The sequence below is a fragment of the Streptomyces sp. NBC_00203 genome (assembly GCF_045206325.1).
Lineage (GTDB): Bacteria > Actinomycetota > Actinomycetes > Streptomycetales > Streptomycetaceae > Streptomyces > Streptomyces lutosisoli.
The window spans coordinates 5594638-5618849 of the sequence record NZ_CP108126.1 but is presented as its reverse complement, the minus strand read 5'-3'; the positions used below and the strand labels follow the sequence as shown (position 1 = coordinate 5618849).

Here is a 24212-nt window from a genome sequence, read left to right as displayed (position 1 = left end):
ATCGAGCCACTCGGTGAGGTGAGCTGAGATGGGGAGAGGAGGGAGCGATCCACCGGCCCGGGACGGAGGAGTCACCCAGCTCGGCCGGGCGGACCCCCGATCCGTTCGACCAGCGCCCACATGCCGGTCGCGGGATTGACCTCGTGCTCCTTGCCGAGGGGTGCCAGCTTTCGGGCGCGCGGCACCGCGGACTCCCACCCGTCCACGAAATGACGGAAGTCGAGGCGGGACTTGTCGTAGCGGGGAAGATGACGGGTCAGATGGGGGAGAAGTTCGCGGTAGGTCCCTGCGTACGCGGTGTGCGTTCCGAAATGCAGGATCAGCCACAGCTCGAAGCACGGGTTGGAGACGGCTACCTCGATCCCAGCCGCGCCCGCTTGCGAGACGGCACGCGACACATCCGGGAACTCGTCGACGTCGAAGACGCACCAGACCTCGTCGAAGTCACTTCGGGACAACTCGCGTTGCCCTGCCGCGTACTTGATGAGCTGCGTGGGCGCGCACGATTTCGTGGCGATCCTCACCGTGACAGCCGGATTGGCGACATGCGCGACCAAGCCGCGTAAGTAGTCGCTCTCGGTCACATCCGCACCGCACACGACCAGCAGTCTTCGACGGGCTTCCCGCTTCCCCGCCACGCGCCTCAAGTCCGACTCGAAGGCGGGGCGGCGGCGCCCGCTACTCTTCGGAGTCCTCGCCATCGCTCCCCTCCCGCACGGCGACAGCGGCCGCGAACAGCTCTTCGTTCAACAGCGGTACCGCGCCGTAACTGCCGCCCAGATAGCGGCGTTCCCGGTTCTCCTCCTGGCGCGGCTTGAAGTCGGAGAGCGGGTAGAGCGTCGTCTCCCCGTAGCCGTCCTTCTCGACGAACCACACCTGGTCCCGCTTGAGGATGTCCTCGCCACCGCTGCGTCCGAGAAGACTCGCATCGTGGGTGGTGAGGAGGAGTTGTGCCCCCCGCGGGTTGGTGGCCTCGTCCTGGAACAGCTTGATCAGATGTGCGGTGAGCCGGGGGTGCAGGCTGGAGTCGATCTCGTCGACGACCAAAAGGCCGCCGCTTTCCAGAACGCCCAGTACCGAACCGGCGTACGCCAGCAGGGCCTTCGTACCGGCCGACTGGTCCTTGAGACCAAGCCGGACGGAACCATGGCGACCTCGCTGCTCCACCCACACCCGGGTGACTTCGCGCTTCAGCGTCCGCATGCCCGAAGCCGAGTCCGAGCTGTTGTCCGCAAGCGCGTCCCACAGCCGGTGCGAGGGTTCCGGAGTGCTCGCGCCATCGGCCGCCACCCGCTCCACCCCCACGTTCTCGATCCCGAGATCCGCAGCCTTCAGGAGGCGGACAACGCCGGGGACACGGGCTGGATCGGACAGGAGCCTTGCGGCCGTGGCACTGAAGAGCAGGTCCCTCTGCGTTCCGTAGCGGAACCGCGCCCCTCGCGTGAACCACGTGTACACCGGACGGAACGCTTCCTGCCGGGACCGGGCGGCGACCGTCATGAACAGTGTGTTCGGTTCGGTGATCTTCGTGACCAGCTCCAGCTCCTTACGGGGCTGTGCGTCGCCGAAGGTGAAGTCCTCGCCGGCGCGCTGAAACACGACCCGCTTTCGCCCGTGCGGATAGCTGTAGAGCCACTCATCGACGACCCGCTCGTCATCGAGGCTGAAGCCGTACGTGTGCCGGACGCCGTCCAGCGACAGGTCCACGACGAACCAGGACGGCTCCGTTCGGCATTCCTCGTCGAGTGCGAAGGCGTAGCGCTCGATTCCGGCGCCCGGCTCGGCGTCCCGGTGTGAGGAGCTCACCATCTCCGCCATGTATCGCAGGGCGTCCACCACGTTCGACTTGCCGGCCGCGTTCGCCCCGAAGACGGCGGCGACGGGGACCGCCTCCCAGTCCGTCCCTTCCGGGCGGTCCGCTTCGTACACCGGGCCGAGCAACAGTTGCTGCTCTTCCTTGATGGACCGATGGTTTGCGACACGGAAGCTGAGAAGCACAGCTCATCACCTCCTCTGCCGGGTCAGATGGCATTCTGTGCAGAAAAATCGCAGAATCCAGCCTCTGCCCCACGGTACGGCCTGGCCGGTGCCGGGGAAAGGCCCGCCACCCATCCGGGTGGCGGTTGATCGGGCCCGCCCAGCTCGAACCACACCCCCTTCGCGAACCGCCCCGCCCGTTCCTGCGCCACACCCCACAGATCCGCCACCTCCGCGACCAGCGCGAGGCCGCGACCCCAGCAGGCGGTGCCGGTGGCCGCCGGCGTGACCGGGGGCTCGTGGCTCTCGTCGTACACGCTCACCCGGAGGCGGGCCGGGGTGAGCTGGACGCGGAGCATGGCGGTGCCCTTGGTGTGGAGGTGGACGTTGGTGACCAGTTCCGAGGTGCAGAGGGTGGCGGGCGTGATGAGGGGTTCGCGGTCGAGGGTGAGCAGCACGGTGCGTACGAAGTCCCGGCAGACCTTGGGGGCGGTGGCGTCGGCGGGGGCGAAGAGGCTGTAGTCGTACGCGAGTTGGGCTGGGCGGTGGGGTGCCTTGCGGGCGGCTTCCATTTCCATGGGGGGATCGGCTCCTGTCGAAGAGCTTGTGGAGTGGGGGGCGAGTGGGGGGTAGCGCCCGCGATGGCAGTGTCCGGCTCCGGCTGGGGGGCGGATCGGGTGCGCTTTCGCTTGCGGGCAGGGGAAGTTGGACAACTCCGGTACGGTTCCGGAGAGTTATCGGCGCCACACTCACGGTAGGGGGTTGGGTTTATAATTTTCAAGCTGTTCGCCCGGATCGGTGGACGAACTCCCTTGAGCTGGAGAGACTTTGACCGATCGGACGAGGAGTAATCCGTGGGACTGCGCACCACCATCAGCGAGCGTCAGCGACGACTCGGCCTTGAGCTCAAACAACTGCGCGAACAAGCAGGGTTGAACTCTGGGCAGGCTGCGGAGCGGATCGGCATGGGCCGCGCCCAGCTGAGCCAGATCGAGACGGCGAAGACGACGATTCTGACGGAGCGGCTCCGGGAGCTGTGCCACGCTTACGGATGCACAGATAGAACGTACGTCGAGGCCCTGGTCGCCCTCTCGGAGGCAACGGGCAAGGGCTGGTGGACCGCATACAAGGGGCCGATGGAGCCAGGTGCCCTCAGTCTGGCGGAACTTGAGGCGAGCGCCGTCGCCCTGCGGGTGCACCAGTCACTCTTCGTTCCGGGGCTCTTCCAGACGGCCGCGTACACCCAGGCCATCTTCAACAGTCCCAAGCTGGGCTTCGAGAACATCGAGGAGGCCATGAAATTCCGCATGGAGAGGCAGCACATCCTCACGTGCAAGAACCCGCCCATCGTGCACGCCGTGATCCATGAAGCCGCCCTGCACATGCGATTTGGCGGCCCGCAGATAATGCGCGAGCAGATGCTGCGGCTCATCGAACTGGCCCGCCTGCCCCACGTGACCATCCAGATCTACCCGTTCAGCGCACAGGCGCACGCCGCCCTGAGCGGGAACTTCGTCCACATCATCCCCAGCGCCTCACAGCTGAGCACAGTGGTTCTTGAGCAGCCCACTGGCGCCCGGTACCTGAGCGAGCAAGTCCAACTCCAGAAGTACAGCGAGATGTTCGACCGTCTCGTCGAGAACGCCCTCACCCCCATCGACGTATCGTTGGCCCCGGAAGCACACTCAGTGAAGGACTCGCTGGCCCTCATCCAGCACCTTCTCTACACGCTTTAGGGGGAAGCCAAGATGTCCGACCTCGACTGGCAGAAGTCGACGTTCAGCGGCGGCCCGCAGGGCGAGTGCGTGAACGTCGCCACCGCCCCCGACGGAACCATCCGCCTCCGCGAGAGCGACGCCCCCCAAACGGTCATAACCACCGCCCCTCAGGGGCTCACCGCACTGCTGCGCCACATCAAGTCGCGGCACATCAAGTCGTCGCCCAGCTCCTGAGCAAGGCTTCCCGGGCCGGGCGCCACGGCGTGGTGCCGCCGCCCTCGGCGCGGCCCCACTCCAGCAGGCGCGCCACGTCCGCCGTACCGTCCACGAACCGGTGCAGCAGCTCCAGGGACAGCTCGTACTCGGACTGGACGTAGCCGCCGGGCACCGCGCAGTGCACGGTCAGCTCGGCTGTCTCGTCGGTGGCCGTGCGGACGTGGAGCTCGAAGGGGGGCGGGGTCTCGCCGATGCCCGCCGCGAGGTCGAGGACCGTGTCGGCGACGCTGTGCATCAGCCAGCCGGTGCTCGCGCGCACCTGGACGTGGTGGATGTCGACGGCGCGGATGTCCGCCCAGGCCCAGGAACCCCGCTGATCCGTGCCGACCGTGCCGACCGTGCCGACGGCCTCCAGGCCCTCGGGAGTGAGCCGGACGCCGCGCCCCTGTCCTTCGGGCTCGGCACCCAGGTGCACACTCTCCTCGGTTATCCAGAACAGGCCGATCATGGCCACGGGGTGCCTCCAGCAGGACGATGACAGTACGTCGCACGGTACGACGTGCGGTCATCCTGTGAGACATCCGCGGACCGGGAACGGTTTACCGGCGGCCGCCCGGCCCGCATACCTCGTACCGCTCTACTTCAGCCCGATCGCCGCGCACGACGCCTTGTACACGGCCGTGCAGATCTGCTTGACGGTGTAGATGCCGTCCGTGATCACCGTGTCCTGGATGTTGGCCTTGGTGAGGGCGACCACGGGCACGAGCTGGGCCGGGACGTCCTGGTTCGTGGGGCTGTCGACCTTGTCGCGGGTGAGGGCGTCGAACTCGATCGAGCGGCCCTGGACCTTCGCCACGGCCATCTCGGCGGCGGCGTTGGCCTCGTCCGGGTACGACTTGTAGACGCTCATGTACTGGTCGCCCTTGACGATGCGCTGCACCGCGTCGAGCTCGGCGTCCTGACCGGTGACCGGCGGGACCTTGCTGACGCCCGCGGTCTTCAGGGCGTCGATGGCGGCGCCCGCGATGCCGTCGTTGGCGGAGTAGACACCGGCGATGTTGTTGAGGCCGACGGCCGCGATCGCCTTCTCCATGTGGGCCTTGGCGTTGACCGGGTTCCAGTCCTTGGTGTCGTACGTCTTGGCGATGACGACCTTGTCCTTGAGCTCGGACGTGGCGCCGGCCTTGAACTGCGCCGCGTTCGGGTCGGTGGTCGCGCCGTTCATCATGATGATCTTCTTCGAGGCCGCGTTCTCACCCAGCGCCTCGACGAGGGCCTTGCCCTGGACCTCGCCGACGAGTTCGTTGTCGAAGGAGATGTACGCGTCGATCGGGCCCTGCGCCAGGCGGTCGTACGCGATGACGGGGATGCCGGCGTCCTTGGCCTTCTGCACGCCGGCCGCGATGGACTTGGAGTCCACCGCGTCCACCAGGATGACGTCGACCTTGTCGTCCACCATCTGCTGGAGCTGGCGGCTCTGCTTGGCCGCGTCCTGCTCGGCGTTGGCGTAGACCACCTTGCCCTTGTTGCTGGTGAGCTTCTCGACCTGCGCCTTGATGATGGGGTAGTCGAACTTCTCGTAACGGGTGTTCTCCCTCTCCGGGAGGAGCAGGCCCACCTGGATGTCGTCGCCCTTCGTGGGGCTGGCCTTGGTGCTGCTGCCGCCGATTCCGTCCACGACGCCGCAGCCGGCGAGGGTGACGGCCATCGCGGACGAGGCCAGGGATATGGCCGTACGACGAAGCCGGGCGTTACGAGTGTTCACATCAGGTGCCTTCCGGGCGAGGTTGCAGCATTGCGACCCAGGTGGCTGAAAGCCAACGCGGCGATCACCTCAGCGTCAAGGAGTAACCACTTAACGAGATGGCAACAGCGTTCTGTGTTCCCCAAGTGAACACGATGGGAAGAGGTTACGCCCTCGCCTTCCAGCAATCCCCTCAGCTTCACCCTGAGTCGCACAAGTCACTGCAACTGCCTACAACCAAGTGGCCACTTCAGGAGTCGTGATCGTCAACGGCTTTACCTCCCGTTGACGATCGGCGACGATCGGCACTCCTGAAGGAACGCATGAACCCAGCCAGAGGCACGACGGCCGCGGTCTCCTCCGCCTTCGTGCTCGCCACCGCGGGCGCCCTGCTCACCGCAGTCGCCGCGCCCGCCTCCGCCGCGACAACCTGCGCATCTCCGGTCTATAAGCGGCAGTTCTTCGCCAACACCACTTTCTCGGGCACACCGAAGAAAACGGACTGCGACTCGGCAATCGACCAGAACTGGGGGTCGGGTGCTCCGGCTTCGGGGCTGCCGAGCAACAACTTCGGCGTCCGCTGGACGGTGACGCGCGACTTCGGCTCCGGAGGCCCCTTCGCCCTCTCCGTCGCCACCCAGGACGGCCTACGGGTCTACCTCGACGGCGTCCACAAGGTCGACCTCTGGAAGAACGTGTCCTCGACGGTGAAGAAGACCGTCAACATCACCATCCCCTCCGGCAAGCACACCCTGCGCGTCGACTTCGTCAACTGGACGGGCGCCGCAAATGTCAGCTTCGCCTACACCCCACGCACAGCGGCGAGCGTCGACACCGTCAAGCCGCTGGCCCCGAGCAGCGCCGCGGTCACGTACACCGGCTCCACCGGCAAGGCCAAGGTCACCTGGTCCAAGAACAAGGAGATGGACCTCGCCGGCTACCGCGTCTTCCGCCGGCTCAAGGGCAGCACCACCTGGACGAAGCTGACGACCACGACGGCGACCTCGTACACCGACACCCCGCCGCCCACCGGCCAGACGTACTACTACGAGGTCCGCGCCTACGACAAGGCCGGCAACGAGTCGTCGGGCACCGCGGACCAGGGCGTCACGACCGTCGACAAGACCCCGCCCGCCGCACCGTTCGTGGAGATGGACTCCTGCCCGGCCGACCAGCCCTACGCGGCCCCGGAACTGGTCACCACCGCGGCGAACGCGGCCGACATCGCGTGGTACGAGATGCAGCGCCTGAACGCGGCGAGCAGCACCTGGACCACCGTGTACTCCGGCGCCAAGGGCGCGATCTGCGACACCGGTTATCAGGCCGACGGCAGCAAGGTCACCTACCGCGGGCGGGCCCGCGACGCCGCCGGGAACTGGTCCGTGTACTCGGCCGCCACCACGTTCACCACCTCCGACCTGACACCGCCGGCGACCGCCGCCGACGCGCGCCTCGAGTACGCGTCAGGTGTCCCCCACCTGAAGTGGTCCGCCGTCGACGGGGCGGCCTCGTACCAGGTTCTCCAGTACGACCCGGCGACCGGCGGCTGGCTCGACGCCCTGTCCCAGGGAGGCACCACCACGGCGACCGACGTCGTGCCGCGCCAGTCGGCCGCGGTCTCCGACAGCTACCGGTACGCCGTACGCGCCCTGGACGCGAAGGGCAACGCCGCCGCCCCCGTAGAGGTCACACTGACGATGGCCGACCGGCCGGAGGCGATTGCGCCGTTCGCGACCACCGCGGTCAACTACGGCGAGGGCGTGTCCATCGAGTGGAGCAGCGCCGACCCGTGGACCTACGGCGAGGACCAGCCGCTGCTCACGTACCGGATCGTCCGTACCGACAAGGCGACCGGCGAGAGCAGCGTGGTGACCGGGTGCAAGCCGAACAGCTCGCAGGACCTGCCGCTGACCGACCCGAAGACGTACTGGACCTGGAACACCGGCGACGCCCCCGCCTACGCAGGCTCCCGGCAGATCAACGGCGTCTGCCGGGACGTCTCCGGCGCGTCCGAGACGACGTACGACTACACGGTCGTGACGATCGACCGGTACGGCCATGAGTCGCAGCCCGGCCCTGCCGCCACCGCGACCATGCCGGACACCAAGCGCCCGGACCCGGTCCAGGACCTGACCGCGGAGCGGGTTCCGCTCGGCGTACGGCTGACCTGGACGCCGCCGGCCGACGACGACGTCACCGAGTACTACGTATGGCAGGGCATGACCGACCCGGACACCGGCGAGACCGTCTGGGAGAAGAACTGCTGGACCCATAGCTCGGCCGCGACCGAGGTCCTCTGCCCGACCGTCCCCGACGGCGCCACCCACGTCTACAAGGTGGCCGCCGCGGACCGCTCCCACCTGTACGAGGACGAGGGCCCGGACTTCTTCCACACCACCGAGGTGTCCGTCGAAATCCCCGACACCCGGCCGCCCGGCTGGACGGGGACCGACATCCGTGCGGACGATTACCCGGAGCTGTACGTCGGCTGCTCGGAGAGCTCCGGTCTCGGCGACTGCACCCGGTTCGCGAGCTACCGCGTGGAGCGCTGGGACCCGGTCTCGGCCGCCTATGTCACCCTGACCGAGGGCACGATGGGCGACGCCGCGTTCTACATGGACACCACGGTCCACGAGGACGCGCTGGGTCTGTACTACTACCGTGTCGTCCGCCTGGACTCCGTCGGCGCGCAGGCCGCGACCACGTCGACGGCGTACGGCATCTGGGACTACTGACTCTGAGCCCGCACACGAAAGGGGCCCGGAGAGAAATCTCCGGGCCCCTTCTCATGCGTGCTGCCTAGTCCTTGGCCTTCTTCGGCCGCCACACCACCAGCGCACTCGCCTGCTGAACCTCCTGGTACGGAACCAGGTCGCGGCGGTACGAGGCGTGGACGGCGGCCTCGCGTTGCTGCATGGCGGCTGCCGCGCCGTCCAGGGCCGCCTCCATTTCCGCTACGCGGGACTGGAGCGCGGCGACCTGGTTCTCCAGCTCGATGATGCGCTTGATGCCGGCCAGGTTGATGCCCTCGTCCTGCGACAACTGCTGGACGGTGCGCAGCAGTTCGATGTCGCGGGCCGAGTAGCGACGGCCTCGCCCGGCGGTGCGGTCGGGTGAGACCAGGCCGAGGCGGTCGTACTGGCGGAGGGTCTGCGGGTGCAGGCCGGAGAGCTGGGCCGCCACCGAGATGACGTAGACCGGGGTTTCCTCGGTCAGTTCGTACGGGTTGCGTCGACGGCCGGTGGTGTCCATGGCTCTCTTATGCTCCCTTCGCGGCCTGGAACAGCTCCGCCCGCGGGTCCTCTTCCGCGGTCGCCTCGCGATACGCCTCCAGGGCGTCACGAGCCTTGCCCGACAGGTCCTTGGGGACCGTGACCTCGACGGTGACCAGAAGGTCGCCGCGGGTGCCGTCCTTGCGGACCGCGCCCTTGCCGCGGGCGCGCATCGTGCGGCCGTTGGGCGTGCCCGGCGGCAGCTTGAGGGTGACCGGCGGGCCGCCGAGTGTCGGCACGCGCACCTCCCCGCCCAGCGCCGCCTCCGCGAAGGTGACGGGAACGGTGACGGTGAGGTTGTCTTCCTTGCGGCCGAAGACCGGGTGGGCGTCGACATGGACGGTGACGTACAGGTCGCCCGCCGGGCCGCCCCGTTCGCCGGGTGCTCCCTTGCCGCGCAGCCGGATCCGCTGGCTGTCGCTCACCCCGGCCGGTATGCGGACCTGCATGGTCCGGGACGACTTCGCGCGGCCCGAGCCCTGGCAGACCAGGCAGGGGTGCTCCGCGATCAGACCGCGGCCCTTGCAGTCCGGGCAGGGGTCGGTGAGCGAGAAACCGCCGCCCGAACCCCGCGCGACCTGGCCGGTGCCGACGCAGGTCGGGCACACGCGCGGTGTGCCGTTCTTGTCGCCGGTGCCCGAGCAGGCCTTGCAGGGTGCCTGGGACGTCATCCGCAGCGGGACCGTCGCGCCGTCCACCGCCTCGGTGAAGCTGAGCGTCACCTCGGTGTCGATGTCCTGGCCGCGCCGGGGCTGGGTCCGGGTGCCGGTGGTCGCGCCACCGCGGTTGAACAGGCCCCCGAACACATCACCGATGCCTCCGCCGAAGCCGCCGGCCCCGCCCGCTCCGCCCTGGGCGCCGCCTCCGAAGAGGTCGCCCAGGTCGAAGTTGAAGTTGCCGCCGCCGGCGCCGGGACCCGGACGGAAGCCGCCGTTGCCGAAGAGGGCGCGTGCCTCGTCGTACTCCTTGCGCTTCTTGGGGTCGCCGAGCACGTCGTTCGCCTCGGAGATCTCCTTGAAGCGCTCCTCGGCCTTGGCGTTGCCCTTGTTGGCGTCCGGGTGGAACTCGCGGGCGAGCTTCCGGTACGCCTTCTTGATCTCGGCCTCGGTGGCGTCCTTGGGGACGCCGAGAACCTTGTAGAAGTCCTTCTCGATGAAGTCCTTGGTGCTCATCCTCGACGTCCCTCCTTCCTCATGCGTTCAACGTCAGCCCTCGTCCGGGCCACCGGTCTCCTTGTCGTCGGCGGCGGAGGCCGCCTCCGCCTCGTCGGCCTTGGCGCCCTGCGCCCCCGGCTGGGGCTCGGCGACGGCCACCCGCGCGGGGCGGATGGTGCGCTCGCCGATGCGATACCCCGGCTGCAGAATCGCCACGCACGTCGTCTCCGTGACATCCGGCGCGTACGAGTGCATCAGGGCCTCGTGGATCATCGGGTCGAAGGGCTCGCCCTCCTTGCCGAACTGCTGGAGCCCCATCTTCGCCGCGACGGTCTCCAGCGACTCGGCCACCGACTTGAAGCCGCCGACCAGTTCGCCGTGGTCCCGCGCGCGGGCGATGTTGTCGAGCACGGGCAGGAGCTCGGTCAGGAGGTTCGCGATGGCGATTTCCTTGACCGCGATCCGGTCGCGCTCGACCCGGCGGCGGTAGTTCTGGTACTCGGCCTGGAGCCGCTGGAGGTCCGCCGTGCGCTCACTGAGCGCCGTACGCACCTGGTCCAGCTGGGCCGTCAGACCGGCCGTCTGGGCTGCTGCTGCCGCGTCCCCGGCCGGGGCCGCCCCCTCCGTGGGGGCGGCCTTCGGCTCGGCGTCTTCAGGGGTGGCGCCGGAGGGGACGTCGGGCTGCTCTTCGAAGCCCGGGGTCTCCTCCGTCACGCGGCACCGTCCTTGCGCTCCTCGTCGACGATCTCGGCGTCGACGACGTCGTCGTCGGCCCTGGCCTGCTCGGCACCCGGAGCACCCTCGGCGCCACCGGCGGCCTGTGCGGCCTGGGCGTCGGCGTACATGGCCTGGCCCAGCTTCTGCGAGACGGCGGCAACCTTCTCGGTGGCCGTACGGATCTCGGCGGTGTCCTCGCCCTTGAGCGCGGCCTTCAGCTCCTCGATGGACGCCTCGACCTCGGTCTTGACGTCACCCGGGACCTTGTCCTCGTTGTCCTTGAGGAACTTCTCCGTCTGGTAGACGAGCTGCTCGCCCTGGTTACGGGTCTCGGCGGCCTCGCGGCGGGCGTGGTCCTCCTCCGCGTACTTCTCGGCCTCCTGGCGCATCCGGTCGACCTCGTCCTTCGGCAGCGAGGAGCCACCGGTGACGGTCATCTTCTGCTCCTTGCCCGTGCCAAGGTCCTTGGCCGTGACGTGCATGATGCCGTTGGCGTCGATGTCGAAGGCGACCTCGATCTGCGGGACGCCACGCGGGGCCGGCGGCAGACCGGTCAGCTCGAACATACCGAGCTTCTTGTTGTACGCCGCGATCTCGCGCTCGCCCTGGTAGACCTGGATCTGCACGGAGGGCTGGTTGTCCTCGGCGGTGGTGAAGATCTCGGACCGCTTGGTCGGGATCGTCGTGTTCCGCTCGATGAGCTTGGTCATGATGCCGCCCTTGGTCTCGATACCAAGCGACAGCGGCGTGACGTCAAGGAGAAGAACATCCTTGACCTCGCCCTTGAGGACACCGGCCTGGAGGGCGGCGCCGATGGCGACGACCTCGTCCGGGTTCACACCCTTGTTGGCCTCGTTGCCACCGGTCAGCTCCTTGACGAGCTCGGCGACGGCGGGCATACGGGTGGAGCCACCGACGAGAACGACGTGGTCGATCTCGGAGAGGTTGATGCCCGCGTCCTTGATGACGTTGTGGAACGGCGTCTTGCAGCGCTCCAGAAGGTCGGCGGTGAGCTGCTGGAACTGGGCGCGCGTGAGCTTCTCGTCCAGGTGCAGCGGGCCCTCGGCGGACGCCGTGATGTAGGGCAGGTTGATCGAGGTCTCGGTGGACGAGGACAGCTCGATCTTCGCCTTCTCGGCGGCCTCGCGCAGACGCTGGAGCGCCATCTTGTCCTTGGCGAGGTCCACGCCGTGACCGGCCTTGAACTGCTGCACCAGGTAGTCGACGACACGCTGGTCCCAGTCGTCACCACCGAGGTGGTTGTCACCGTTGGTGGCCTTCACCTCGACGACGCCGTCACCGATCTCCAGCAGGGACACGTCGAACGTGCCGCCACCGAGGTCGAAGACGAGGATCGTCTGGTCGTCCTTGTCGAGGCCGTACGCCAGCGCGGCGGCGGTGGGCTCGTTGACGATACGAAGGACGTTGAGACCGGCGATCTCACCGGCTTCCTTCGTCGCCTGACGCTCGGAGTCGTTGAAGTACGCCGGGACGGTGATGACCGCGTCGGTCACCTTCTCACCGAGGTACGCCTCCGCATCCCGCTTCAGCTTCTGCAGGATGAACGCGCTCATCTGCTGCGGGTTGAAGTTCTTCCCGTCGAGCTCGATCTTCCAGTCCGTACCCATGTGACGCTTCACGGACCTGATGGTCCGGTCCACATTGGTGACCGCCTGGCGCTTGGCGACCTCGCCGACGAGCACTTCGCCGTTCTTGGCGAAGGCGACGACGGACGGCGTGGTCCTGGCGCCCTCTGCGTTGGTGATGACGGTGGGCTCGCCGCCTTCAAGAACGCTGACGACGGAGTTAGTCGTGCCCAGGTCGATGCCGACCGCACGTGCCATTTCGATTCCTCCAGCAATGACTTGAGTGGAACGGACTCAAGTGTGCATGACCCTCGCCTCTCGGTCAACAGAGCTGAGTCGGAGGGGCTCAACTCTTATCTGTTGCTTACGCGCAGGTGGGGGGTGAGCTGGGGGTTTGTCGTGGGGGGTGGGGTGGGCGGGGAGGACTTTCGTCACTCCTTCGGCCCCTTCGGCCTCCTCGGCCCCTCGACCCGCTCGCCCCCTCGGCCCCCTCGGCCCCGGGCGGGGGATCTTCAATTCGCCGGCCGTGTTCTTCGGTGCCGGCTGGGGATCTTCGGTCCCGGCTGGAGATCTTCGGCTCCGGCCCGCGATCTTTGGGTCCCGGCCGGGGATCTGCGGCTCCGGCCCCTGGCCTTCAGTCCCGGCCGGGGATCTTCAGCTCCGGCCGGCGACTCTTCAGCTCCGGCCCGCACCCTTCGGTCCCAGCCGCGACTCTTCAGCTCCGGCCCGCAATTTTCAGCCCGTCCGGCGTTTGAGGACGAGGCCGTTCAGGCCGATACGGGGGTCTGGGGGCGCTGCATCCATCAGCGGCTCCGCCGCGGGCCCCCGGGGATGGGATCGGGTAGGGGCGGCGGGGGCGAGAACCCGGACGCAAGCCCCCCACGACCGCAACAAGCCCGACACTCCCCACCACCCACCACGCGGCACCCGCCCCCACCCACCCCAGATCGATGCCCAGCCCCACCAGCGCCCCGGCAAACGCGGCGAAGCCGATGACGACCATGACCCCCTGCCGGGTCAGCCCAAGCCTCCGCAACCGATGCACAAGGTGGTCCGGGGCGGAACGCAGCAACGGCCACCCCACCCTCCGCCGCGACACAAGCACCAGCACCACATCGGCACAAGCCACCGCCGTCAACGCGAACCCGGCCCCGACCCCCGCCCCACCCTCCCGCCCGGCATGCACCAGCACAGCCGCCGAAGCCAGCACAAACCCCGCGAACAACGCCCCGCACCGCCCCGGCACAATCCGCGCCGGAGGCCACCCGTGCATCAGAAACCCGGTGAGCGCGGCGGCCAGCACACTCAGCAACGTCGCGAGCCCGTCCATGACCTCGGCGGCCGCGCACCCGCTCAGCGCGAACGCGGTGATGACACCGACCGTCCCCAGCACCCCGTCGGCATGATCGAGCGACCCGAAGGCATGCGTGACGAAGACGATCCAGACGACACCCGCCACCGCACCCGGCAGCCCGAGTTCGTCGTACGGCACGGTCAGCACGGCACCGACACCCACGGCGGCCATCCGCACCACCGGCGGTACGGCCCGCAGATCGGCGACCAGACCGACCAGCGCGACCCCGATCCCGACGACCAGCAGCCGCCCGGCCTCCGGGCCCAGCGGGGCGACATCCGTCCAGTCCCCGACCCCGGCGACGAGCGCCGTACCGCCGACGACGGCCACCCCGCCGAGCAACGGAACGGGCCGCACCCGGCGCCGCTCGACCACGCCGAAGCGCAGGGCGAGCATCCGAAGGAGCGCGGCGAGCGCGGCGGTGAGGAGCAGGGCGGCCGTGGCGGCGGCGATTCCGTACAACACGACGCCAATTTAGGCGTAATTGTCACAGTATTGCGCGAATAACACGATCTGGTTTACGTGTCCTGTCGAACGACCTGACGAACCGCATGCCGAACGGCCTGACGAACCGTGAGCTGTCCCGGTGAACCGGCAGCGGGGAGAACGTCCCCATGGGAGCCTGACAAGGCTCGGAAACCGGGAGGGGCTCGGTGGGGGACGCCGTGTGGAACTGGCTGGTCGGGCTCGGGGGATTCCTGCTCGGAATCCTCGCGCTCGCCTCGAAGGACTTACTGGTCGCCAAGGTCAAACTGCTGCTCGACTTCCTGTACGGCCGCTTCGCCGGCAGCCGGCTCCTGCGCCGCGCGGCACTCGCCAAGTACACACGCGAGCTGTACCGCCGCCACCGCGAGTTCCCGGTCTCCTTCCAGGCGGACGAGGCCCTGAAGCTGCCGATGGAGTCGGTGTACGTACCCCTGTACGGCGGCGAGTCCACCACCGAAAACCGCCCCGCGCTGTCGGAGACGCTGCGACGGGCCCGGCACAGCGTGGTGCTCGGGGTACCGGGCGCGGGCAAGACCCTCCTCCTTCGCCACGAGTCACTGATGTGGGCGCGGCAGCGGGTACGGGAGGACAGCTCGCGGGTCGATCTGGGCGACCTGCGCGAGATCCCCGTACTCCTTGAACTGCACCGCTGCAACAAGGACCCGGACCTGACCCTGGAGCAGCAAGTCGTCCGGCACTTCGCCCGGCACGGCTTCCCGCGCGCGGACACGTGGGTGGCCGGGGCACTGGGGAGAGGCGATCTGGCGTTGTACTTCGACGGGCTTGACGAGGTCGCCACCGACCTGCGCGCCAAGGTGGTCGAACTGATCAAGGAGTTCGCGGACACGTACGCGGACTGCCGGATCGTGGTGACCTGCCGGGTCGCGGTGTACGAGGGCCAGTTCACGGAGTTCGACCAGACGCTGCGCGTGCGGGACTTCGACGAGCACCTGATCCGGCGGTTCCTGGGCGGCTGGCCGTGGCGGGCGGGCACCGCGACGGACACGGTGGACCAGGTCCTGGGCGCCCTCCGGGACACCCCGCAGATCATGTCGCTGGCCCGCAACCCCCTGCTCCTGACGATGATCGCGTACCTCTACGACTTCGTGTACGCCGGCACGGACCAGGTCCTCCCGCACACCCGGGCCGACTTCTACAAGCAGGTCATCGGCAGCCTGCTGGCCGACCGCCGCCAGACGTCGTACGCGCTCCCTCTGAAGAAGGCGGTCCTCCAGCACCTCGCCCTCGCGGCCCAGGACATCCCGTCCGGCACGCACGACCGGCTGGCGCTGCCGGAGGACGAGGTCCTGAAGACGGTCCGGACGGTCCTGGAGCAACAGGGCCGGGACGTGGCGCTCGCGGAGGACGTGCTGAAGGAGATCGTCCACCGCAGCGGGCTGCTGCTGGCCGTGGACAACGGGGAGCGGTATCAGTTCGCGCACCTGACGTTGCAGGAGTACCTGGCGGCCATGGTGCTCGCCGCGGATCCGGCGGGGCTGCTGCGGCGGTACGAGGCGGACCCCCAGGCCTGGCGGGAGACCGTACGGCTGTGGTGCGGGGTGGAGCCGCGGGACTGCACAGAGGTGGTGCGGGCGGTGTACCGGCGGGATCCGGTGCTGGCGTTCCAGTGTCTGGCGGACGCGCATGTGGTGGATGACGACTTGGCGGAGCAGGTCTTGTGGCGTTTCAAGAGCGAGCTCCGGCACAGGGATGCCGACGAACAGGTGCTCGCCGCGTTCGGGCTGGTGGCGGGGGACCGGCGGCGGCGGGGAGTACTGCTCTTCGATTACCTGACGGACGTCGTCCGCATGCCCACTGGCCCCCAGTCGGCCCGCGGGGCGGCCCGCGCCCTGGCTGCCACCAACCTGCCGAAGGCCGTCGAGGTGCTGGCCCCGCTGGCGCATCCGGACACCCCGGCCTGGCACGCTCTGGCGTCGATGGGGGACCTGGCGGTCCCCGTCATCCGTACCGCCGCGGAGACGAACCCCAGCGCGGTCGGCATGCTGCGGGCCATCCGTACACCGAAGGCCGCACGCGCCCTGGCCGGGCTGCTGTGGCACCGGAATCCCGAGACGGAGACACTGAGCGCCTTCCACCTCGGCGAGCTGCTGACCGTGCCGGAGATCGAGGCCGAGCTGCGCACGGCTCCCGCGCCGGGGAGCCAGGACCCGCCGGCCATGGCTCCCGCCGCTTCGGAGGGCCTGGACCGGCTGGACTGGGTGTGGCGGCCTTTCGCTCAGGGGCCCGACGACTCGCTGGTCCCGATCGCCGGGCGGATCGCGTGGATCATCGACCAGGAGAGGCTGGACCAGAACAGGACGGGAACGGATCTACCCACCCCCGATCCGCGCATCATCGCCGCGCTCGCGGTCATCAAGCACAGCTCTCCCGACGCGGACGAGCGCGTCGGCCCCGTCGAACGCGTCCCGGCCGAGCTGTTGGAATGGGTGGGCCACCGACGCTGGATGCCGTCGGGCTCCTCCGTGCCCGCGCCGGACGGCCCACGCTTCTCCAACAGCCATCTCTCCCTCTTTCTGGAGGATCTGGAGACCGAACTCGAATCCTCCAACTCGTTCGTACTCCAGCAGTCGCAAGCCCTGCTCGAGTCGGCAGGGCTGTCCACGCACCGGTTGAACCTGACGCGCATGCTGCCCGACCGGCTGCAGCTGAGGGCCGCCGTGGCACTTCTGCGGCAGTCCGAGTTCGCGGCGGTGCAGAGCTGGGACACGTTGCCGCCGGAGACCGAGCGCAGGCGCCCCTCCCACCGCGTCGGCTCGGGCTGCTGCTCCCTCGCGTTCCTGGGCTTCGCACTGTCCGTGGTCGGCTGGGTGAGTTCACTGGCCGCCAAGAACATCCCCACCCCGGACCATCCGCAGCTGACGATGGCAGCCGCCGCCGTCCTGGTTCTCGGCGCCGCCCAGGTGTTCCGCCGACGCCAGGCCGCGAGCGGGAGGCGCCGGAACGCCGCGACCCATCCGGTGCGCGAATACGTCCTCAAACCCCTCCTCCGCCCCGGGCCCCCGTAACCACGACACCCCGCTCAGGCAACCCTCAGCGACGCAGATCACCGCCCCCCTGGCTACAGTGCGGCGGAAGATGTAGGTAGTCTCAGACGGACTCCATAAGTTACCGCTTAGTAATCACCTTCGAGGTCACCCTCGGAGCAACACCTCGCAGGCCCGAGGAGCCCCCAAATGCAACTCGCCGCGATCATCGTGTCGCTGGTCCTGACCGTGGTCGGCGTTGCGCTGCTCGCACGCGCCATCGGCCAGTTCGTCCGGTATTTCAATGTCGGCCAGCGCGTACCCGCCGGCACCCGGACCGACAACCCCTACCAGCGCAGCGTGACCCTGGTCAGGGAGTTCCTCGGCCACACGCGGATGAACCGCTGGGGCATCGTCGGCTTCGCCCACTGGTTCGTGGCCGTCGGCTTCCTGACGCTGCCGCCGACCCTCGCCCAGGCGTTCGGCCAGCTGTTCAAGGCCGACTGGGTGCTGCCGGTCATCGGCGACTTCCTGCCGGTCGAGATGTACACCGAGTTCATCGGCGTGATGACCGTCCTCGGCATCGTCGTCCTGATGGCGATCCGGCTGCTCAGCCTGCCCTCGCGGGCCGGCCGCAAGTCCCGGTTCACGGGCTCCAAGGCCGGACAGGCGTACTTCGTCGAGTACGTCATTCTCACCATCGGCCTGGCCATCTACGTGCTGCGCGGCCTGGAAGGCGCCATCCACCACGTGGAGAGCTACGAGGCCGCGTACTTCGCCTCGTACCCGCTGGTCCTCGCCTTCAAGGGCCTGAGCGTCTCCGCGCTGCAGAACCTGATCTACCTGGTCGCGATGATCAAGATCAGCACCTCGTTCATCTGGATGATCGTGGTCTCGCTGAACACCAACATGGGTGTCGCCTGGCACCGCTTCCTCGCGTTCCCGAACATCTGGTTCAAGCGCAACGCGACCGGTGAGACCGCCCTCGGCGCGCTCCAGCCCATGACCTCCGGCGGCAAGCCGATCGACTTCACCGACCCCGGTGAGGACGACGTCTTCGGTGTCAGCCAGGTCGAGCAGTTCTCCTGGAAGGGCCTGCTCGACTTCTCCACCTGCACCGAGTGCGGCCGCTGCCAGTCGCAGTGCCCCGCCTGGAACACCGGCAAGCCGCTCTCCCCCAAGCTGCTGATCATGTCGCTGCGCGACCACGCGCACGCCAAGGCCCCCTACCTGCTCGCCGGTGGCGGCAAGGACATGGAGGGCAATGAGAAGGCGTCCGAGGAGCAGCTGAAGGACGTGCCCGCCGCCGCCCTGGCGGAAGCCGAGCGGCCGCTCATCGGCACCGTCGAAGAGAACGGCGTCATCGACCCCGACGTCCTGTGGTCCTGCACCACCTGTGGCGCCTGCGTCGAGCAGTGCCCGGTCGACATCGAGCACATCGACCACATCGTCGACATGCGCCGCTACCAGGTGATGATCGAGTCCGCCTTCCCGAGCGAGGCCGGCACGATGCTCAAGAACCTGGAGAAGAAGGGCAACCCCTGGGGTCTCGCCAAGAAGCAGCGCCTCGAATGGCTCAAGGAACTCGACTTCGAGGTGCCGGTCGTCGGCAAGGACATCGAGGACCTCAGCGAGGTCGAGTACCTGTACTGGGTCGGGTGTGCCGGTTCCCTCGAGGACCGCGCCAAGAAGACGACGAAGGCGTTCGCCGAGCTCCTCCACATCGCGGGCGTCAAGTTCGCGATCATGGGCGGCGACGAGAAGTGCACCGGTGACTCCGCCCGCCGCCTCGGCAACGAGCCCCTGTTCCAGGAGCTCGGCATGGAGAACGTCGCCGCGCTGAACATGGCGTTCGGCGAGGACGACGAAGACGAGTCGACGAAGAAGCCGCGGTCGGCGAAGAAGATCGTCGCGACCTGCCCGCACTGCCTGAACACGATCGGCAACGAGTATCCGCAGCTCGGCGGCGACTACGAGACCATCCACCACACCCAGCTGCTCCAGCACCTCATCGACGACGGCAAGCTGCTGCCGGTCACCCCGGTCGAGGGTCTGATCACCTACCACGACCCCTGCTACCTGGGCCGCCACAACAAGATCTACACGCCGCCGCGCGAGATCATGTCCGCCGTCCCGGGCCTGCGTCAGCAGGAGATGCACCGCCACAAGGAGCGCGGCTTCTGCTGTGGCGCCGGTGGTGCGCGGATGTGGATGGAGGAGCGGATCGGCAAGCGCATCAACAACGAGCGTGTTGACGAAGCCCTGTCGCTCAACCCCGACATCGTCTCCACCGCCTGCCCGTTCTGCCTCGTCATGCTGACCGACTCGGTCAACGGCAAGAAGAACGATGGCCAGGCCAAGGAGTCCATCCAGGTCGTCGACGTGGCCCAGCTGCTCCTCGAATCCGTCAAGACCCCGGTCGACGACGAGCCCCCGGCCGGCGAGGCCGAGTCGGAGAGCGCGCCGGAGCCGGAGCCGGTGAAGTAACCGGCCTCGACCGGCCCGACCGGCCAGATCGGTACGACCGACGCCCCCTGCCCCACCCGGGCAGGGGGCGTCGCCGTTCCTGGCGGTCAGTTTGGAATACCTCTGTCAGGCCCCCTCCCGGGCATGGGGCTCCTCAGTCCTCACCGAAACTCGTCAGCGACGAGAAGACGTACACGAGGAGCACGAGGACGAAGCCGCCCGCGCCGACCAGCACGAACGGCACCTCGGGCGCACTCGCGTCGCGCCCCAGCAGCAGCGGCCGCCAGCCCAGGAACACCGCCACGGTCAGTGCGCCGCGGACCGTCTGGACCGTGGGCGACCACGCCATCCGCCGCAGTCCGTCCGGCCCGGCCGCGAAGGTGAAGACGGCGCCGACCACGCATCCGACGACCATGACGAGGACGAAGGCGACCAGCGCGTCCCCGCCGTTCGCCCCGTCCGGAAAGGCCTCCCAGCGGCCCGCGGCGAGCGTCCGCAGACTCTCGCGCTCGTGCACGACTCCGCCGAGGCGCGGCGCGGACCGGGACCACAGGACCTCGACCTCGGTGCCGACGCGGGGCTTGGCGTCCGTGTACGCACCCTTCACGGTGAGCCGTTCGGGACCGCCGGACACGGAGACCACCAGCCGGGACATATAGCCGCGTACGACGTCGTCACTGAGGTCCTCCCGCACCGCGCGCGGCGGTTCCACGACGGTCGCGGCGCTCACCTCGGCGCCCGCCTCGCGCAGGGCGTCGATCCTGCCGTTGCCCGAGGAGTCCGCCATCATGCCGACGAACAGCGCCCCGGAGGCGAAGGGCACGAGAAGCCACACGGCACCGGTACGAACCCTGGCCCAGCCCGGCGAGCCGAACGAGAACCCGAGAACGTCGTCCAGCGGCGCCCGGCCAAGCTCCTCGTTCCGCCCGGCCCGCCCGACCCGCCCTTCCCGCGCACCCGCCTTCGCGAGGGAAACAGCCTCCTCGTCCCCACGCGGCCGCAGCGCCCGCAGGCCCCACAACGCCCCGACCCGCACGACCGCGCACCCCGCCGCCACACCTCCCCACACCAGCGGCCCGGTCCACGGCCGCGGCACGGCGGAGACACCCAGCAGCCACCAGCACGCGACCCCCGCCGCGACCCACCCCACCAGCCCGCACACCCGCACGATCCAGACCAGCGCAGACCGCATGAACCCCACTCCCCCGTGATCCCCGTGATCCCCGTGATCCCCTGCCGAACAAACGCACCATCACCGAGTCGCTGTCAAGGCCTCACCGCTACGGACGCCGCCACGCACTCCGCCACGCAAGTGACCGATCCCGCACGCCCGCACCCTTAACGCATCACCCCAACAGGGCCATCATGTGCAGGTTGTTGTCGACGGTGCGGTCGGGGTGAATGGTGCGCGGGCGAAGAAGCAGGCGCGGAAGCGGAATACGTACGGCGACTCCGGCGACGGCGGCGACAGCAACGGCGTTCGGCTGTCTCCTCCTGCTGCTCGCGGCCTGCGGCCCCACCACCGACGCCGGAGCCACCCGGCACACCCCCGCACAGGTCGCCAAGGCCCCCGCCCACCTCCCCGTCCCGCACGGCAAGGGCAGCAAAACCCCCGACGACTTCAACGGCGACGGCCACCGTGACCTCGTCCTCAACGACCTGGTGAAGGACCAGAGTCACAGCGACGACGCGGGCATCGGCATCGTCTACGGGACGGGGACGGCCCACGGACTCGCCCCCGGCGCACGGCAGTTGCTCAGCCCGGCGAAGCAGGCGGCGCCCACCAAGGGCCAACTCCCGGCGGTCTTCGACGCGGAGGCGAGCTGCGACCTCGACAAGGACGGCTTCACCGATCTCGTCGTGTCGACCGATCCGCCGTACGACGGGCAGGGGCAGCCGCCCGTCCCGCTCCAGATCCTCTTCGGCTCGCCCGCCGGTCTGACCGGCAAGGCGGTGAAGCTCACCATCCCCGCGCAGGCACGTTTCGGCAACGACTGGCCGGACCAGCCGGCCTGCGGCGACTTCGACGGCAACGGCGCGAACGACCTCGTCGTGCACGCCTCCAACGGTGAACTCAGCTATCTGCGCGGCCCGTTCAGCCGCAAGGGCACCCCGCGCGCGGCGGGCAAGCCGCTCGTCTCCCCGGGCAACGTGCCGACCGAGCCCGCCGTCGACGTGAACCGCGACGGCTACGACGACCTCCTCGTCCGTACGACGGCGGACGGCACCGCCCCCTCCGCCGTCGTCCTCGGCGGCCCGGCCGGCCCGACCCGCACCGGCACCACCCTGCCGACCGGCATCGACGTCGCCTTCGGCCGCTTCGGCAAGGGCAAGGCCCTCGACGCGGCGATCGGTTCGATGGGCGGAACGTCTCTGCGCTACGACCTCCCCGGCACCGCCCGCGGCAGCGTCTCCACCCCGGGCTCGGTGCTCGACGCGGGCGACTTCGACGGCGACGGCCTCAGCGAACTCGTCTCCAGCGGTGCGGAGTTGCGCGTGCTGCGGGGTCGTACGACCGGACTGTCCGCGAAGGGCACGGTGACCGTGAAGCCGCCCGCCCGGGGCACCACCCGGGTACTGGCCGTCGGCGACTTCACCGGCGACGGGCGGGCGGACCTGGTGGTGCGGACGTACCGGGGAGAGACGCGGGACACGGTCGCCCTCTATCCGGGGACGGCGAAGGGGCTGGTCGCACAGAAGCCGACGGTCACCTTCTCCAGTTCGGAGTTCCTGACCCCGTAAGCGCCCGCCCATCCGCCCGTCCGTGCGCCCGCTCGCCCGGCACAGGAAAAACAAAGACTCATCGAACTCACGTACAACCCTTGCGCAACACAACCGGTCTCCTGATCAGCCGTATGTCATCCGATGTCATCCGACCGCAGGAGACCCCCGCATGCCCCAGCGCCCCTCGCACCACCTGCGCCTCGCCCTCGCGACGGCCACCGCCGTCGCGCTGACGGGCGGGCTGCTCGTCTGCTCGGCCGCGACCGCGTCGGCCGCCGGCTCGGTCCGCCAGTACAAGGCGGACTTCAACGGCGACGGCTACGGCGACGTCGCGTTCGCCGCCCCGTACGCGAAGGTCGGCGGCAAGGGCATGGCCGGTTACGTGGCCGTGGTCTACGGCAGCTCCACCGGCCTGAACCCCGCCAAGCGCACGGTCGTCAGCCAGAACACCGCGGGCGTGCCCGGCACCGCCGAGGCCGAGGACAGCTTCGGCGAGGCGCTCGCCGTGGCCGACCTCAACGGCGACGGCTACACGGACCTCGCGGTCGGCGCCCCCGGCGAGGACGTCGGCTCGGACGTCGACGGCGGCTCGGTCACCGTGCTGTGGGGCTCGGCGGCCGGCATCAAGAACGGCACCTCGGTCAAGGACCCGGCGCCCACCGCGCACGACAACTGGGGCAAGTTGCTGACCGCCGGCGACTTCAACGGCGACGGCAAGGCCGACCTGGCCGTCGGTACCGGCTCCTCGCACGTGTACATGATCCGCGGCCGTTTCACGACCGCCGGTGTCACCGGCACCGCGCAGAAGATCAATCTGCCGGAGAATGCGGAGTACGGCGCCGACGCCATGAAGGCGGGCGACACCAACGGCGACAAGAAGGCCGACCTCGTCCTCACCTACCGCATCGACGACACCTCGGACGCGTCGGGCAGCTGGTCCAAGGGCGTCGCCTACATGGGCGCCTCCTCCGGCCTGGACACCGCCATGTCGCGCCCGCTCAACGGCGGCACCTCCATCGCGCTGGGCGACATCGACGGCGACGGCTACGACGAGATCGCCCTCGGCAACGTCTTCACCAAGGAGGACGACCACACCGGCACCCTCGGCGGCCAGGTCGTCGTCATCCGCGGCAGCGCGGGCGGCCCCATCAACGGTGACGCGCCCATGGCCGAACTCACCCAGGACTCCACCGGAGTTCCCGGCACCGACGAGGCGAACGACGGCTTCGGCGGCTCGGTCTCCATCGCCGACACCAACGGCGACGGCTACGGCGAACTCGCCATCGGCGTCGTCTTCGAGGACATCGGCTCGGCGGAGGACACCGGCGCGACCGTGCTCATGAACGGCTCGTCCTCGGGCGTCTCCCGCACCGGCGGCCGTACCTTCTCGCAGGCCACGACCGGTGTCCCCGGGACCGCCGAGTCCATGGACTACTTCGGCTCCGACGTCCTCCTGTCGGACGTGAACAAGGACGGCCGCGCCGACTTCACCATCGCCGCGGGCTTCGAGAACGAGGGCGTCGGCGCGGTCACCGCACTGCTCAGTTCCGCGGACGGTGTCGGCACCAGCAACTCCCGCTCGTTCGGCCCCGGCACCTTCGGCCTGTCCCGTACGTACGGCGCCTTCGGCACCGGCCTCCTCGGCTGACCCGGAGCCCGACCGGGAGGGCCTGGCGCGAACCCGGCGCCAGGCCCCACTGGCCCCACAGACCTCACTGACCTCACTGACCCCGTTCATCCCACTTGCCCCACCCTCCCCACCAGCCGCAAAAATTTACCGAACTCACGTACAACCCTCAGTCCCCACCAGGGGT

The 24212-nt window shown here is 69.0% G+C and carries 18 protein-coding genes; 7 read left to right on the top strand and 11 right to left on the bottom strand.

Annotated features, from left to right (window positions below; translation table 11 throughout):
- Positions 1-71: 71 nt before the first annotated feature.
- Genes OG975_RS25235 through OG975_RS25225 form a run of 3 tightly spaced genes read right to left on the bottom strand, consistent with a single transcriptional unit; the run spans position 72 to position 2555 of the window.
- A complete protein-coding gene (locus OG975_RS25235) occupies positions 72-701 on the bottom strand; it encodes an RloB family protein (protein WP_406331631.1) in 630 nt (209 codons plus the stop codon).
- Positions 679-1998, bottom strand: a complete 1320-nt coding sequence (locus tag OG975_RS25230) for an ATP/GTP-binding protein (protein WP_406331630.1) — start codon at positions 1996-1998, stop codon at positions 679-681. Before OG975_RS25230 ends, OG975_RS25235 begins: the two co-directional genes overlap by 23 nt.
- Before the next feature lie 23 nt (positions 1999-2021).
- A complete protein-coding gene (locus OG975_RS25225; protein ID WP_406331629.1) occupies positions 2022-2555 on the bottom strand; it encodes an ATP-binding protein in 534 nt (177 codons plus the stop codon).
- Between the two features lie 276 nt (positions 2556-2831).
- On the opposite strand from OG975_RS25225, the gene OG975_RS25220 reads away from it, so the two are divergent.
- Both OG975_RS25220 and OG975_RS25215 read left to right on the top strand, forming a co-directional pair.
- Entirely contained in the window at positions 2832-3713 is an 882-nt protein-coding gene (locus tag OG975_RS25220) for a helix-turn-helix domain-containing protein (protein ID WP_406331628.1), read from the top strand.
- 12 nt (positions 3714-3725) lie between these two features.
- Entirely contained in the window at positions 3726-3929 is a 204-nt protein-coding gene (locus OG975_RS25215) for a DUF397 domain-containing protein (RefSeq protein ID WP_406331627.1), read from the top strand.
- Here the strand turns inward: OG975_RS25215 and OG975_RS25210 are convergent.
- Both OG975_RS25210 and OG975_RS25205 read right to left on the bottom strand, forming a co-directional pair.
- Complete coding sequence (locus OG975_RS25210) at positions 3907-4419, bottom strand: hypothetical protein (RefSeq protein ID WP_406336449.1); 513 nt, start codon at positions 4417-4419, stop codon at positions 3907-3909. The genes OG975_RS25215 and OG975_RS25210 overlap by 23 nt on opposite strands.
- A 129-nt stretch (positions 4420-4548) precedes the next feature.
- A complete protein-coding gene (locus OG975_RS25205; protein ID WP_406331626.1) occupies positions 4549-5676 on the bottom strand; it encodes a sugar ABC transporter substrate-binding protein in 1128 nt (375 codons plus the stop codon).
- Between the two features lie 302 nt (positions 5677-5978).
- On the opposite strand from OG975_RS25205, the gene OG975_RS25200 reads away from it, so the two are divergent.
- On the top strand, positions 5979-8390 hold the full coding sequence (locus tag OG975_RS25200) for a PA14 domain-containing protein (RefSeq protein WP_406331624.1): 2412 nt from the start codon (positions 5979-5981) through the stop codon (positions 8388-8390).
- A gap of 64 nt (positions 8391-8454) precedes the next feature.
- On the opposite strand, the gene OG975_RS25195 is transcribed toward OG975_RS25200, so the two are convergent.
- The 5 genes from OG975_RS25195 to OG975_RS25175 form a co-directional block, all read right to left on the bottom strand.
- Positions 8455-8907 (bottom strand): heat shock protein transcriptional repressor HspR, encoded by a 453-nt coding sequence (locus OG975_RS25195; RefSeq protein WP_406331623.1) that lies wholly within the window; start codon positions 8905-8907, stop codon positions 8455-8457.
- A 7-nt stretch (positions 8908-8914) separates the two neighbouring features.
- Positions 8915-10099 carry a molecular chaperone DnaJ gene (dnaJ, locus tag OG975_RS25190; protein WP_381262623.1) on the bottom strand — a complete coding sequence of 395 codons (1185 nt, stop codon included), beginning with the start codon at positions 10097-10099 and terminating at the stop codon, positions 8915-8917.
- A 33-nt stretch (positions 10100-10132) separates the two neighbouring features.
- Complete coding sequence (gene grpE / locus OG975_RS25185) at positions 10133-10795, bottom strand: nucleotide exchange factor GrpE (RefSeq protein WP_406331622.1); 663 nt, start codon at positions 10793-10795, stop codon at positions 10133-10135.
- Positions 10792-12642: a molecular chaperone DnaK gene (gene dnaK, locus OG975_RS25180; RefSeq protein WP_406331621.1), complete on the bottom strand. Its 1851-nt coding sequence runs from the start codon at positions 12640-12642 to the stop codon at positions 10792-10794. Before dnaK ends, grpE begins: the two co-directional genes overlap by 4 nt.
- A 457-nt stretch (positions 12643-13099) precedes the next feature.
- Positions 13100-14203 (bottom strand): MraY family glycosyltransferase, encoded by a 1104-nt coding sequence (locus OG975_RS25175; protein ID WP_406331620.1) that lies wholly within the window; start codon positions 14201-14203, stop codon positions 13100-13102.
- Positions 14204-14391: 188 nt separating this feature from the next.
- Between OG975_RS25175 and OG975_RS25170 the strand changes: the two genes are divergently transcribed.
- Together OG975_RS25170 and OG975_RS25165 are read left to right on the top strand one after the other, a co-directional pair.
- Positions 14392-17250: an NACHT domain-containing protein gene (locus OG975_RS25170; protein ID WP_406331619.1), complete on the top strand. Its 2859-nt coding sequence runs from the start codon at positions 14392-14394 to the stop codon at positions 17248-17250.
- A 168-nt stretch (positions 17251-17418) separates the two neighbouring features.
- Positions 17419-19695 carry a (Fe-S)-binding protein gene (locus OG975_RS25165; RefSeq protein ID WP_406331618.1) on the top strand — a complete coding sequence of 759 codons (2277 nt, stop codon included), beginning with the start codon at positions 17419-17421 and terminating at the stop codon, positions 19693-19695.
- Between the two features lie 133 nt (positions 19696-19828).
- Here the strand turns inward: OG975_RS25165 and OG975_RS25160 are convergent, their stop codons facing one another.
- Positions 19829-20866, bottom strand: a complete 1038-nt coding sequence (locus tag OG975_RS25160) for a hypothetical protein (protein WP_406331617.1) — start codon at positions 20864-20866, stop codon at positions 19829-19831.
- 245 nt (positions 20867-21111) lie between these two features.
- Here OG975_RS25160 and OG975_RS25155 point away from each other — a divergent pair, with 245 nt between their 5' ends.
- Both OG975_RS25155 and OG975_RS25150 read left to right on the top strand, forming a co-directional pair.
- Positions 21112-22416, top strand: coding sequence for an FG-GAP repeat domain-containing protein (locus OG975_RS25155; RefSeq protein ID WP_406336447.1), 1305 nt, complete (start codon positions 21112-21114; stop codon positions 22414-22416).
- Between the two features lie 151 nt (positions 22417-22567).
- Positions 22568-24046, top strand: coding sequence for an FG-GAP repeat protein (locus OG975_RS25150; RefSeq protein WP_406331616.1), 1479 nt, complete (start codon positions 22568-22570; stop codon positions 24044-24046).
- The last annotated feature ends 166 nt before the right edge of the window (positions 24047-24212 follow it).

Excerpts from the sequence above, each read along its gene's own strand:
- OG975_RS25215 (WP_406331627.1), top strand. The coding sequence starts at position 3,726 with ATGTCCGACCTCGACTGGCAGAAGTCGACGTTCAGCGGCGGCCCGCAG.
- OG975_RS25235 (WP_406331631.1), bottom strand. The coding sequence starts at position 701 with ATGGCGAGGACTCCGAAGAGTAGCGGGCGCCGCCGCCCCGCCTTCGAG.
- OG975_RS25150 (WP_406331616.1), top strand. The coding sequence starts at position 22,568 with ATGCCCCAGCGCCCCTCGCACCACCTGCGCCTCGCCCTCGCGACGGCC.
- OG975_RS25165 (WP_406331618.1), top strand. The coding sequence starts at position 17,419 with ATGCAACTCGCCGCGATCATCGTGTCGCTGGTCCTGACCGTGGTCGGC.
- OG975_RS25195 (WP_406331623.1), bottom strand. The coding sequence starts at position 8,907 with ATGGACACCACCGGCCGTCGACGCAACCCGTACGAACTGACCGAGGAA.
- dnaJ (WP_381262623.1), bottom strand. The coding sequence starts at position 10,099 with ATGAGCACCAAGGACTTCATCGAGAAGGACTTCTACAAGGTTCTCGGC.
- OG975_RS25200 (WP_406331624.1), top strand. The coding sequence starts at position 5,979 with ATGAACCCAGCCAGAGGCACGACGGCCGCGGTCTCCTCCGCCTTCGTG.
- OG975_RS25225 (WP_406331629.1), bottom strand. The coding sequence starts at position 2,555 with ATGGAAATGGAAGCCGCCCGCAAGGCACCCCACCGCCCAGCCCAACTC.
- OG975_RS25160 (WP_406331617.1), bottom strand. The coding sequence starts at position 20,866 with ATGCGGTCTGCGCTGGTCTGGATCGTGCGGGTGTGCGGGCTGGTGGGG.
- OG975_RS25210 (WP_406336449.1), bottom strand. The coding sequence starts at position 4,419 with ATGATCGGCCTGTTCTGGATAACCGAGGAGAGTGTGCACCTGGGTGCC.
- dnaK (WP_406331621.1), bottom strand. The coding sequence starts at position 12,642 with ATGGCACGTGCGGTCGGCATCGACCTGGGCACGACTAACTCCGTCGTC.